Origin of the sequence: Mesorhizobium yinganensis (genome assembly GCF_040081985.1) — a bacterium.
Lineage (GTDB): Bacteria > Pseudomonadota > Alphaproteobacteria > Rhizobiales > Rhizobiaceae > Kumtagia > Kumtagia yinganensis.
The window spans coordinates 746,663-759,351 of record NZ_JBEBMH010000001.1; the positions used below are offsets into that span (position 1 = coordinate 746,663).

A 12,689-nucleotide genomic window follows, 5' to 3' on the forward strand; every position below is an offset into this window, starting at 1 on the left:
ATGTAGCGATGAGCAGCATGGCAAAGATCGAAACCGGCAAGCGCGAGATGACGGGCGCCGAGATGGTCGTACAGGCGCTCAAGGACAACGGCGTCAAGCATCTCTTCGGCTATCCCGGCGGCGCCGTGCTTCCGATCTACGACGAACTGTTCCAGCAGGACGATATTCAGCACATCCTTGTCCGCCACGAGCAGGGGGCGGGGCATGCGGCGGAAGGTTATGCCCGCTCGACGGGCAAGGCCGGTGTCATGCTGGTCACCTCCGGTCCAGGTGCGACCAATGCGGTGACGCCGTTGCAGGACGCGCTGATGGACTCGATCCCCCTGGTCTGCATCACCGGTCAGGTGCCGACCTCGCTGATCGGCTCGGACGCCTTTCAGGAATGCGACACGGTCGGCATCACCCGGCCCTGCACCAAGCACAACTGGCTGGTGAAGGACGTCAACGAACTCGCCGCCATCATCCACGAGGCTTTTCATGTCGCTACGACCGGACGTCCCGGCCCGGTCGTGGTCGACGTGCCGAAGGATGTGCAGTTCGCTAAGGGCGTCTATACGCCGCCGCAAACGGCGCCGCGCACCAGCTACCACCCTAAGGTGCAGGGCGACCTCGACAAGATCAAGGAAGCGGTCTCTCTGCTGGCTTCGGCACGGCGGCCGATCATCTATAGCGGGGGCGGGGTCATCAATTCCGGGCCGGAAGCCAGCCAGTTGCTCCGCGAGCTGGTCGATCTCACCGGATTTCCGATCACCTCGACCCTGATGGGGCTCGGCGCCTATCCCGCCAGCGGCAAGAACTGGTTGGGCATGCTCGGCATGCACGGCACTTATGAAGCCAATCTGGCAATGCATGACTGCGATGTCATGCTATGCGTCGGCGCGCGCTTCGACGACCGCATCACCGGCCGGATCAGCGCGTTCTCGCCGAATTCCAAGAAGATCCATATCGACATCGATCCGTCCTCTATCAACAAGAACGTGCGTGTCGATATCCCGATCATCGGCGATGTCGGCCGCGTGCTGGAGGATTTGGTCCGGCTGTGGCGGGCGACGGCGAAAACCGACAAGAAGGCGCTCTATCCCTGGTGGGAGCAGATCGCGCGCTGGCGGGCGAGGGATTCGCTGGCCTACAAGAACAACGACGACGTGATCATGCCGCAATACGCCATCCAGCGGCTGTTCGATCTCACCCGTGAAAAGGATGTCTACATCACCACGGAGGTCGGCCAGCACCAGATGTGGGCGGCGCAGCATTTCCACTTCGACAGACCGAACCGCTGGATGACCTCCGGCGGGCTGGGTACGATGGGTTACGGCCTGCCGGCGGCGCTCGGCGTGCAGATCGCCCATCCGGACTCGCTTGTAATCGACATCGCTGGCGATGCTTCCGTGCAGATGACGATCCAGGAAATGAGCTGCGCGGTGCAGTACGAAGCGCCGATAAAGATCTTCATTCTCAACAATCAGTATATGGGCATGGTGCGGCAGTGGCAGCAGCTCCTGCACGGCAACCGGCTGTCGCATTCCTACACCGAGGCGATGCCGGACTTCGTGCTGATGGCGCAGGCCTACGGCGCGCACGGAATTCGCTGCGAAAAACCGGGCGACCTCGACGACGCCATCAAGGAGATGATCGACGTCAAGAAGCCGGTGCTGTTCGACTGCCGCGTGGCGAACCTCGCCAACTGTTTCCCGATGATCCCGTCCGGCAAGGCGCACAACGAGATGCTTCTACCCGACGAGGCGACCGACGAGGCTGTGGCGAACGCCATCGACGCGAAGGGGCGGGAACTCGTCTAGTTCCATATTGCGGGCCGCTCGTGACGGGTGGCCCATTTCATTCCGCGCAAAGTTCAGTCCGTCCGCGAAGGCAAAAATTTCATCATGAACGCCCAGCTTCAACCCACCGGCTCCGCCTATTTCATCGCCCGCGAAACCGAGCGCCCCGAAACGCATACGCTGTCGGTGCTGGTCGACAATGAGCCGGGCGTGCTCGCCCGCGTCATCGGCCTGTTCTCGGGGCGCGGCTACAACATCGAGAGCCTGACCGTCTCCGAGACCGAGCATGAAAAACATCTGTCGCGGATCACCGTGGTGACGCGCGGCACGCCGCATGTGCTGGAGCAGATCAAGCACCAACTGGAGAGGATCGTGCCGGTGCATCGCGTCGTCGACCTGTCGGTCAGGGCGGGAGAACTCGGGCAGGACAAGCCGCTGGCGCGCGAGCTTGCGCTGGTAAAGGTCGCCGGCACCGGCGACGAGCGCGTCGAGGCCTTGCGGCTGGCCGAGGCGTTCCGGGCAAAGGTGATCGACGCAAACACCGAGCATTTTATCTTCGAGATCACCGGCGCGGTCCCAAAGATCGAACAGTTCATCGCTATCATGAAGCCGCTCGGTCTGGTCGAAGTGTGCCGCACCGGCGTGGCGGCGATGAACCGCGGGCCGCAGGGGATGTGATTTCCCCAGGGGTTTGAAGCGGTCGAGCTCTGCCCGTCCGCGAACGACCAATCATTCTCACAAGCCGAAGGCACCAAATTCTCCACCGCTTCTCGTAGCGGAGCGACCGGCTGCGCGCTGCGCACGAGCTTGTCACCGACACAAGAACGCGCGTGACTTGCCACGAGTGGGTCAGTATTGCTGACATAAATACCCCCAGGAAATGCCATGTCGACCGATGTCTTCCTCGCCTTGCTTCTCTATGCCTTCGTGACCTCGATCACGCCCGGGCCGAACAATTTCATGCTGTTGGCGTCCGGCGTGAATTTCGGCTTCGTGCGTACCATTCCGCACATGGCCGGCATCGCGAGCGGTTTTCTGGTTCTTCTTCTGGCGGTTGGTTTCGGGCTTGGCGCCGCGCTGCAGGCGTTTCCGGTGCTGCATGTCGGGCTGAAAATCGCCGGCGGGGTCTATCTGCTCTACCTCGCCTGGAAGATCGCCATGTCGCGATCGCTCGGTAAGGATGGCGAATCCAAAGCCCGCCCGATGACCTTTCTCGAAGCAGCCGCCTTCCAATGGGTCAACCCCAAGGCCTGGGTCATGGCCGTGACGGCGATGGCGGTCTACACCGACCCGGCAACCCCTTTCCTCTCGGTTCTGCTCATCGGTTTCGCCTTCGCCGCGGTGAATTTTCCGAGTGTCTCGACGTGGGCGGGTTTCGGCATGGCACTGCGCGGGTTCCTCGCCGATCCGGTCCGGTTGAAATGGTTCAACATCGCCATGGGGCTGCTGCTGGCGGCGACACTCTGGCCGATGCTCCGATAGTCCAAGCAGGCCGGCACTGGCCATTAAATGTTCTTAATGTAGCCTGAAGGCCGCTGTCCGGCCTTTCCGCGTGACTATCTATCAGGGCTCATGCCCGGCGCAGGCTCTACCGCCGGACCGCCTCGTAGCGGGAATTGCGGATGATGCGTCACAAGGCCTTGCTGTCGGTACTGCTGCTTGCATGCGCCGCCGGAGCGGTTTTGGTCGCGTCGCCCGCGACATTGGGCAAGGTGCGTGAACTGCTCTCCCTTGACCATGCCGCCCAAGCTCCGAATGGCGGGCGGCAGAGGCAGCAGGCCATGACAGTCATCACCGCGACGGCGACGACGGCGGATTTCCCGATCCGCCGCTATGCGATCGGTTTCGTCGTATCCCCGGCCGTGGTCGAGATCGGCGCTCGGGTTTCCAGCCAGGTTACCGCGATCGAGGTCAAGGACGGGCAGATGGTGGCGGCCGGCGACGTACTGATCCGGCTCGACGACCGCGAACTTAAGGCAGCGGTCGACCGCGACCAGGCGACGCTTGACAAGGACCAGGCGCTGCAGGTCAGCGCGCAGGCCGATCTGGAGCGGGCTAAGGATCTGGTCGTCAGCAAGGCGGGAACCCAGCAGGCCTACGACCAGGCGCTCGCGGCCGAGAAATCAGCGGCGGCGACCGTGGCGGCGGACCAGGCGGCGCTCGACGCCGACAAGGTGCAGCTCGAATTTGCCACCGTGACAGCGCCGATTGCCGGCCGGCTGGGTCAGGTGAACATAACGGTCGGCGACCTTGTCGGCCCGAACACCGGCGGCACGGCCATACAGGCGCTGGTGACGGTCACCCAGATGGACCCGCTGGAGGTGCAGTTCACACTCCCCGAAAGCGAACTCGGGCTGTTGCAGAAAGGGCTGGCGTCGGCGTCGCCGCCAAGCGTAACGCTGCACAAGGACGGCGACCCGACGCCGATCGGCACGGGCACGGTGGATTTCGTCGATTCCAGCGTCGATACCGCGTCCGGAACGATCTCGGTGAAGGCCACCGTGCCCAATCCGGGACTGACGCTGTGGCCCGGGCAATATGCCGACATCATCGTGGAAGCCGGCGTGATGCCGGGGCTGGTGTCGGTCCCGACCGTCGCCGTGCAGGCGGGCCAGAAGGGACCGTTCGTGTTCGTGGTCAAGCCCGACGAGACGGTGACGATCCGGCAGGTCAAGATCGCGGTGAACCAGGGCGTGAACAGCGCCGTCAGCGACGGCCTGAAGAGCGGCGAACGAGTGGTGGTCGAGGGCCAGATAAGGCTGACGGAGGGAATGAAGGTCCGTGAGGGCAAGGCCGGCGACACTGCAGGGCAGGGCGAACCCGCTGTCGCCTCGACAAACTCCGGCGACACAAGCCCATGATCTTCGAATTCTGCATCCGCCGGCCAGTCGCGACGCTGCTGATGTCGTTGGCGCTCGTGCTGGGCGGGTTGTTTGCCTACAAGTTCCTGCCGGTGGCGGCACTCCCCAGCGCAGAGTTCCCGGTGGTCAACGTGTCGGCACAGCTTGCGGGCGCCTCGCCGGAGACGATGGCGACCTCGGTGGCAACGCCGCTGATCAAGCAGTTCGCCACGATTGCGGGCATAGACTCGATCACGACCACCAATTCGCTGGGCTCGACCTCCATCGCCATCCAGTTCGTGCTCAACCGCGACATCGACGCGGCGGCGGCCGACGTGCAGGCGGCGATCGCCCGCACGCTGAAGACGCTGCCGCCGCAGATGACCAGCCCGCCGAGCTATCGAAAAGTCAATCCGGCCGACCAGCCGATCCTGCTGATGGCGCTGGTCAGCGACACGGTGCCGCTCACCGATCTCGACGCCTTCGCCCAGAACGTCATCTCGCCCTCGCTGTCCACCATCGACGGCGTCGCGCAGGTGTCGATCTTCGGCAGCCAGAAATTCGCGGTGCGCATCCAGATCGACCCGACGGCGCTTGCCGCGCGCGGCATCGCCATCGACACGCTGCAGAACGCGGTGGCGCTGGCCAACAGCAATACCCCGCTCGGCACGCTGACCAATGAGCGCCAGCAACTGACCATCACCGCCGACACGCAGCTCGACAATGCGGCGGCCTTTTCCGACCTGATCATCGCCACCCGCGACGGGCATCCGGTGCGGCTCGGCGAGGTCACGCGGGTGATCGATTCGGTCGAGGTCGACACCACGGCGAGCTGGTACAACGGCACGCGCGCCATCCTGCTCGCGGTGCAACGCCAGCCCGACGCCAACACCGTCGACGTGGTCGACCGGGTCAAGGCTATGCTGCCGTCCTTCGACGAGCAACTGCCGGCGGCGGCCAGCATAAAGCTGCTCAACGACCGCTCGACCTCGATCCGCCAGGCGGTGGCCGACGTTCAGTTCACACTCGGCCTCACGATCGTGCTGGTCGTCGCGGTGATCTTTCTGTTCCTGCGGCGGGTGACGGCAACGATCATCCCGGCGGTCGCGGTGCCGATCTCGCTGATCGCGACGCTTGGCGTCATGTATCTGTTCGGCTTCTCGATCGACAACATCTCGCTGATGGGCCTGACGCTGGCGGTCGGGCTGGTCATCGACGACGCCATCGTCATGCTGGAGAACATCGTCCGCCATATGGAGGAGGAGGGCCTGTCGGCCTTCGACGCGGCGATCAAGGGCGCGCGCGAGATCGGCTTCACCATCGTGTCGATCTCGATCTCGCTTGTGGCGGTGTTCATCCCGGTGCTGCTGATGGGCGGCGTGGTCGGCCGCATCTTCAACGAATTCGCCGTGGTGGTGACGGTGGCTATCCTCGCCTCGATGTTCGTGTCGCTGACGCTTACGCCGATGCTGTGTTCGAGATTGCTGAGGGTAGGGAAGAAGGCGGGGGAGGGGACGGGCCGCGTTAGTGTCTTGCCTAGCTCCGTACCCCCACCCCTAACCCCTCCCCACAAGGGGGAGGGGGACAACGCGGCGGCCGCTTCAATCCGAGTGATTGATGGCTTGGCGCAGCCGGGTTCTCCTCCCCCTTGTGGGGAGGGGTTAGGGGTGGGGGTAAGGCCAAGGTCGGAAGGGGCAGAACAATCAACAGGCTTCTTCCTTCGCGGCTACGACTGGATGCTGCGCGTCTGCCTGCGCTTCCGGCTGCTCGTGCTGCTGATCTTTTTCGCAACGACGGCGCTATCGGTCTGGCTGCTGATCATCTCGCCGAAAGGGTTCTTCCCGCAGGAGGATATCGGCCAGCTTTCGGTCACCACCGAGGCGCGGCAGGACGTGTCCTTCGACGCGATGGTCAAACTGCAGGCTGATGTGGCCGAAGTCTTCGAGCACTCGCCCTATGTCGGCAATGTCGCCTGGTCGGTGGGCGGCGGCGGGGGAGGCGGCTCGACGCCGATGAACAACGGCCGGCTGTTCGTCGAGCTGAAACCCAAGGATGAGCGGCCGAACCTCGAAAAAGTGCTTGCCGATCTGCGCCGCCAACTTGCCGGGATACCCGGCATCAACACTTACATGGTGCCGGTGCAGAACTTGAACATCGGCACGCGCGCCTCCAAGAGCCAGTATCAGCTTGTGGTGCAAGGGTTGGACACGAACGCCACGGATCTGTGGGCGCAAAAGCTCGCCGACGCGATGAGCGGCGACCGCCGGACGTTCGTCGACGTGACCACCGACCTCACCAACAACGCCCTTCAGGCGACGCTGGTGATCGACCGCGACAAGGCGGCCAACCTCGGCATCGACGCCGATACCTTGCGCTCGACGCTCTATGGCGGCTTCGGAACCGAGCAGATATCCACCATCTACGGCTCGGCAGACAGCTATCAGGTCATCCTCGAACTCGATCCGCAGATCGACTGGACACCGGAGCGCATCCAGGGAATCCGGGTGCGGACCGCAAGCGGCAGCCTCGTGCCGATCGGGGCGTTCGGCCATGTCGACCGCACCGCCGGGCCGCTGACGGTCAACCAGCTCGGCCAGCTTCCGGCGGTGACCATCTCCTACAATCTGCCGCAGGGCGTGGCGCTGGGCAATTCGGTCACCCGCATCAACGCGCTGAAGCAGCAGATCGATATGCCGCCGACGATATCGACGACCTTTGCCGGCACCGCCAAGACGTTTCAGGATTCTCTCGCCAACCAGGGTTTTCTGATCGGCGGAGCGATCCTGACGATCTACATCGTGCTCGGTATTCTCTATGAAAGTTTCATCCACCCGCTGACCATCCTGACCGGCCTGCCGTCGGCGGTGCTCGGCGCATTGCTGGCGCTCTCGCTTGCCGGGATGGATGTGTCGATCATCGCCATCATCGGCATTTTGATGCTGATCGGCATCGTCAAGAAGAACGGCATCATGATGATCGACGTGGCGCTGACCCTCCGGCGCGAGGGCATGGCGCCGGACGAGTCGATCCACCGCGCCTGCCTCATGCGTTTCCGGCCGATCATGATGACGACGCTGGCGGCACTGATGGGAACCCTGCCGATCGCGCTGGGAGCCGGCGCCAGCGCCGAACTGCGCCAGCCGCTCGGCGTTGCCGTGGTCGGCGGGCTGCTGGTCTCGCAGGCGCTGACGCTGTTCATCACGCCGGTGATCTACATCTATATGGAGCAGTTTTCGGGATGGCTGCTGGGGTTATCGGCGCCTCGCAGCAAGGCGTCCGACCTTGCTTGACCGAGTAGATCGACGCTTGACAGCACGGATCGCCGCCGGACCACGGAAAAATCCGCGCTGGCTGCCGATGCCTTTGGCTGTGGGGTCGGTGGCCGCGCCGTCATGACGTGTCGGGTGTTTCCAGCGCATACACGGCGAGCGCGTGGGTATGTGCAAGAATCTCGTCGATCTCGCGGATGTTGTGGGGATGGGTGGCAGTCGGGTCGTAGCGCGACAGCCGGCCGCCGGGCGGACGCCCCGGCCGCAGCGGCGAGATGCGCCGGAACCGGCCGGCGGGTCTTTTCTCCGCGAGCGCTGCATCGCGACGCGCCTTCCAGCGGGCGAAGCGTTTTGCCTGGCCGGGCAGATCGTCCAGTGCCGAGGTCAATGCCTGGAGGCGCTGGGCGAGCCGCGCAGCATCGATCGGATCGTCGCGCGACGGCGGTGGTGGCAGGGGCTGGAACGGCGTATAGGCATCGAGCGACAAGATGCGCGGCACGCTGGTGGGTGCCGTCCGCCAGGGCCGCGTCTTCCACGGTTTCAGCGGATCGAGCAGCGGCAGCGCCGGGACGTGCCGGTTTTCCGCCGACATGCCGGCGCGGCGAGCCCTGCGCCGGCGCAGCTTCTTCGGCTTGCGCTGGCGCAGCGGCGGCAGGGTGACCACGAGGCCACGCGCGGCCACGACGATCAGCCGCCGCACGGCGGATTCGGCCGGACGCAGCAGTTTGAGGATGGCGCGATAGAGGTGGCGGGGAAGGGTCAGTGCCGGGGACAGTTTACTTTTTTCCGCCCGCGTCAGCCTTGAAGCGGCAGCGCCCTTCTGCGGAAACAAAGTAAACTGTCCCCCTGCGCCAAGCCCGGCAAAACCCATCTCGGCCATGGCGATGAGCATTGCCAGGAAACGCTTCAGCGCTTCCCGGTTATTTTCGAATGCCGCCTTTCCGTCCATCGCCGCTTCCTTCCAGCACACGCGCCGAAATTATCGCGTGGGTAGGGGAGGGCGGGGATGAGTTCCGCGAAAACAATCCTGACGGATGCTGACAATCCCGACGGAACGGTGCTCAGAACAACTCGATCGACGGCTTTGCGAGCATCAGCCAGAAGATGCCGATGACCGCGAAGAAGGCCGGGAAACCGAAAGCGAACCAGATCCAGTAGAGGCGGAAATATTCGGCGGGCAACGGGCGGGCGTCGCGCGCGGCGCGGCGGGCAAGGTCGCGCAGCCTAATCTGGATGACGACCACCGGAAGCCAGAACAGGCCGGTCACGACATAAAGCGTAAGCGACAGAACGATCCAGCCTTCCGACAGCGGCCAGCCGATCAGATGCGCCAGCCATAGACCGGTGATCGGCTGGAGGACGACCGCCGTTGCGGTGAAGACGGTGTCTGCGACGACCACCGTGCCTGCGACATGCGCGATGGTTTTCGGATCGTGGGTGCGGTGGGCCATCACCATGAAGAAGGCGATGCCGGCGCCGGTGCCGAACAGGACGGTGGCGCCGAGCACGTGGGCGAGGCGGAGCAGGTCTTCCACGCTCAACGCTCGTCCAGGATCGCCAGGGCGACCAGCGCAAGCACGAGCGAAGGCAGCACCTTCACCAGCGGCCCGAGCGGATCGGCCCACAGGCCGGGCGCCAGCACCGTTGCCGAAAGCAGGTAGGTGGCCGACAGCAGCAGCATGCCCTTCAACGCGATGGCGGCGTAGCGGCGGAAGGCCACGCCAATGCCGAGCGCGATGTCGGCGAGGCCGGTTGCCAAAGTGAGTGCGCCGGCGGCGATTGGGGAGGCTCCAGCGGCAATGAGATGCTGCGCCGAAGCCTCGAAGCGGATGAGCGCGATCAGGCCCGAGAGCAGCCAGAACAGGCTCAAGGTGGCGAGGATAGGCGCCTTCAGCAGATAGAGCCTTGCGAACCAGAGGTCTTGCACCCCGGCTGGATTGGAGAGGATTTTTGCAAGCGGCTTGAAAGAGCGGTCCGTCGGTGGAGCATGGTCGGCGACGCCGCCGGAGGCTACCGTCATCGCGGTGCCGCGCAGCGGCGAACGCCAGCCGAGATGGCCGAGCCCGTCGGCGATCTGCGACAAAAGATTGGCGGCGAAAGACGGTACGGCGACTTGGCGCGCGGGCGGCAAGCCCAGCCAGCGGCGATGCAGGGCGACAGCTTCGGCGAGTGTCGGTGTCTCGGGCGCGGCAAGGTCGAGGTCGCTGCCGGGCTGGATGAGCCCGTCCACGGCATCGGCGACCGCGTCCGCCACGTCGTCAAGCGACACGAATTGCATCGGCGTCTCGCCATGCACCAGCGGCGTGAGCAGGGGAAACGCGGCCAGCGCCCGCAGCAGGGCCGATCCGCCATAGGCGTTGCGGCCGATGACAACGGCAGGGCGGAGGATGACGCAGGGCAGGCCGCTGGCTTTGAGCGCTTCGTCGGCCTGGCGCTTGGTCTTCAGGAACGCTGTGGACGAGCCGGCTGCATCGGTGCGAGCCGAAATCTGGACGATGAGGCGCGGAGCGGGCAGCTTCGCAGTCCGATAGAGCGCGGTCATTGCGACTTGCTGGAGGGCGACGAGATCGTCGTGTCCGCCGTCCTGCAAGGCGCCGGCGCAATTGACCACGCAGTCCACGCCGTCGAGATAGGGTTGCCATTTGCCCGGTTCGGACAGCGACGCGATGTCCACGGAATGCCATTGCACGCCCTCCATGCGTCGGGAGGCGGCCGCGACGTCGCGGGCGAAGGCGGTCAGCGCGTGACCACGGCCGGCGAGGGCGGCGCAGACAGCCGTCCCGATCAGTCCGCTTCCGCCCAGAATCAGCACACGCATGGCGCGACGATAACGAGCAGCGCAGAGGTGGCGCAATTGTTCGCCGCCGGCGGCTGCTTGCCTGCACGCCGGGCCGGTTCTAGACTTCGCCGATGTCCCACGATCATCACCACGACAACGACCTCGATCCTATGGCCGCGCGGGTGCGGGCGCTGGAGACGATCCTCGTCGGCAAGGGGCTGGTCGATCCCCAGGCGATCGACGCCATCGTCGAGACCTACGAGACGAAAATCGGCCCGCGCAACGGCGCGCGCGTGGTGGCGAAGGCGTGGAGCGACGTGAGCTATGCCGACTGGCTAGGGCGCGACGCGACGGCGGCTATCGCCTCGCTCGGCTACAGCGGCCGGCAGGGCGAGCATATGCAGGCGGTGTTCAACACCGACGAGACGCACAACCTCGTCGTCTGCACGCTGTGCTCCTGCTATCCGTGGTCGGTGCTCGGCCTACCGCCGGTCTGGTACAAGGCGCCGCCCTATCGCAGCCGGGCCGTCATCGACCCGCGCGGCGTGCTGGAGGAGTTCGGTGTAACCCTGCCAAACGACAGGAAAATCCGTGTTTGGGATTCGACCGCCGAGCTGCGCTACCTCGTCGTGCCGCTTCGCCCGGAAGGCACGGAAGGCTGGGATGAGGAACGGCTTTCCGGCCTGGTGACGCGCGATTCCATGATCGGCACCGGGCTGGCGCTGGAGCCCGCGGCATGAACGGACCGCAGGATCTCGGCGGGCAGATGGGTTTTGGCCCGGTCGCGCCGGAGACGGATGAGCCCTATTTCCACGGCGAATGGGAAAAGCGCGCGCTGGGCGTCACGATCTCGGCGGGCGCGATGGGCGCCTGGACGATCGATGAAAGCCGCCACATGCGGGAATCGCTGCATCCGGCGGATTATTACTCTTCCAGCTATTACGAGATCTGGATCAAGGCGCTGGAACGCCTGCTTGTCCGTCACCAATTCGTGACGGACGAGGAACTGGCGAAAGGCGAGGCCCTGTCGCTGGCGGCAACGCCGAAGCGGGTGCTGAAGGCGGAAAACGTCGCGGCGGTGCTGGCGAAAGGCGCGCCCTGTGACCGGCCGGTCGAGGCCGCACCGCGCTTCAAGGCGGGCGACCGGGTGCGGACGAAAAATTTCAATCCGACCGGCCATACACGCCTGCCGCGCTATGCGCGGGGCAAGACGGGCGTGGTGGAGGCGGTGCGCGAGGGTTTTGTTTTCCCCGACAGCAACGCGCATGGCGGCGGCGAGCAGCCGCAACACGTCTATACGGTGGTCTTCGATGCCGGCGAAATCTGGGGCGAGGGCGCCGACCCGACGCTCACCGTCTCGATCGATGCCTGGGAGAGTTATCTTGAACCGGCCTGAGGCGGCCGCTTCGGTGCCCGGACTCGACGATCCCGTCTTCGCAGAACCTTGGCAGGCGGAAGCGTTTGCGCTGGTCGTGGCGCTGCACGAGCGCGGGGTTTTTTCATGGGGCGAGTGGGCGGAGGCGCTTTCGGCCGAAGTGCATCGCGTCTATGCCGCGCCGGACGGCCACGATTATTATGAGCACTGGCTGGCGGCGCTCGAGACACTGCTGGCGAAGAAGGGCGTCGCGCCCGCCGCCGATGTCGATGCGCTGGCGGCCGCATGGGAACGCGCCGCGCATGCGACACCGCACGGAAAACCGATCCTTCTTGAGAACGACCCTATACAGGCAAAATAGCCGCGAAGTGCGTTGCTGCGCCCACCCAATTTCAGTTAAGCGAACTATCTTCGCATATCTTTTTATATTTTTCCATGGAACAGATATATTTTGACGTGAGACCCCAATCTCCTCCGGCTTGAGGGAGAGTCCTGGGTTTCGATTTAGGCCTCATGCGGCCTGTTTTTCCAGCGTGGATTTGATTGCGAACTCGACTGGCGGCATATTGCCGAGGGCCGAGTGTGGTCTGTGGTGGTTGTAGTCCTCCTTCCATGCGGTGATGGCGGTGCGGGCCTGTGTGAGCGTCG

The 12,689-nt window shown here is 64.6% G+C and carries 12 protein-coding genes; 8 read left to right on the forward strand and 4 right to left on the reverse strand.

Features of this window, described 5'->3' with window-relative positions:
* Positions 1-8: 8 nt before the first annotated feature.
* The 5 genes from ABMA59_RS03480 to ABMA59_RS03500 all read left to right on the forward strand — a co-directional run bounded on the left by ABMA59_RS03480 (position 9) and on the right by ABMA59_RS03500 (position 7,908).
* Positions 9-1,799, forward strand: coding sequence for an acetolactate synthase 3 large subunit (locus tag ABMA59_RS03480; protein ID WP_425475857.1), 1,791 nt, complete (start codon positions 9-11; stop codon positions 1,797-1,799).
* Positions 1,800-1,883: 84 nt separating this feature from the next.
* Positions 1,884-2,456, forward strand: coding sequence for an acetolactate synthase small subunit (gene ilvN / locus ABMA59_RS03485; protein ID WP_349003895.1), 573 nt, complete (start codon positions 1,884-1,886; stop codon positions 2,454-2,456).
* Between the two features lie 207 nt (positions 2,457-2,663).
* Positions 2,664-3,260 (forward strand): LysE family translocator, encoded by a 597-nt coding sequence (locus ABMA59_RS03490; protein ID WP_349003896.1) that lies wholly within the window; start codon positions 2,664-2,666, stop codon positions 3,258-3,260.
* A gap of 140 nt (positions 3,261-3,400) precedes the next feature.
* On the forward strand, positions 3,401-4,639 hold the full coding sequence (locus ABMA59_RS03495; RefSeq protein ID WP_349003897.1) for an efflux RND transporter periplasmic adaptor subunit: 1,239 nt from the start codon (positions 3,401-3,403) through the stop codon (positions 4,637-4,639).
* Positions 4,636-7,908, forward strand: coding sequence for an efflux RND transporter permease subunit (locus tag ABMA59_RS03500; protein WP_349003898.1), 3,273 nt, complete (start codon positions 4,636-4,638; stop codon positions 7,906-7,908). Before ABMA59_RS03495 ends, ABMA59_RS03500 begins: the two co-directional genes overlap by 4 nt.
* Before the next feature lie 100 nt (positions 7,909-8,008).
* Here ABMA59_RS03500 and ABMA59_RS03505 read toward each other — a convergent pair whose 3' ends face one another.
* From ABMA59_RS03505 to ABMA59_RS03515, 3 genes are all read right to left on the reverse strand, one after another.
* Positions 8,009-8,836, reverse strand: a complete 828-nt coding sequence (locus ABMA59_RS03505; protein ID WP_349003899.1) for a hypothetical protein — start codon at positions 8,834-8,836, stop codon at positions 8,009-8,011.
* A gap of 112 nt (positions 8,837-8,948) precedes the next feature.
* Positions 8,949-9,428, reverse strand: coding sequence for a DUF2269 family protein (locus ABMA59_RS03510; protein WP_349003900.1), 480 nt, complete (start codon positions 9,426-9,428; stop codon positions 8,949-8,951).
* Positions 9,425-10,705 carry an SDR family oxidoreductase gene (locus tag ABMA59_RS03515; protein ID WP_349003901.1) on the reverse strand — a complete coding sequence of 427 codons (1,281 nt, stop codon included), beginning with the start codon at positions 10,703-10,705 and terminating at the stop codon, positions 9,425-9,427. Before ABMA59_RS03515 ends, ABMA59_RS03510 begins: the two co-directional genes overlap by 4 nt.
* A gap of 92 nt (positions 10,706-10,797) precedes the next feature.
* On the opposite strand from ABMA59_RS03515, the gene nthA reads away from it, so the two are divergent.
* From nthA to ABMA59_RS03530, 3 genes are read left to right on the forward strand one after another with little or no spacing between them, the layout of a single operon-like run.
* The gene (gene nthA, locus ABMA59_RS03520) at positions 10,798-11,406 is read left to right on the forward strand and encodes a nitrile hydratase subunit alpha (RefSeq protein ID WP_349003902.1); all 609 of its coding nucleotides are present in this window, start codon (positions 10,798-10,800) and stop codon (positions 11,404-11,406) included.
* The gene (gene nthB / locus ABMA59_RS03525) at positions 11,403-12,062 is read left to right on the forward strand and encodes a nitrile hydratase subunit beta (protein WP_349003903.1); all 660 of its coding nucleotides are present in this window, start codon (positions 11,403-11,405) and stop codon (positions 12,060-12,062) included. The genes nthA and nthB overlap by 4 nt, the downstream gene beginning before the upstream one ends.
* Complete coding sequence (locus ABMA59_RS03530) at positions 12,049-12,402, forward strand: nitrile hydratase accessory protein (RefSeq protein ID WP_349003904.1); 354 nt, start codon at positions 12,049-12,051, stop codon at positions 12,400-12,402. Before nthB ends, ABMA59_RS03530 begins: the two co-directional genes overlap by 14 nt.
* Before the next feature lie 150 nt (positions 12,403-12,552).
* Here the strand turns inward: ABMA59_RS03530 and ABMA59_RS37115 are convergent.
* The coding region (locus ABMA59_RS37115; RefSeq protein ID WP_425475858.1) for an integrase core domain-containing protein at positions 12,553-12,689 on the reverse strand (137 nt) is incomplete at its 5' end.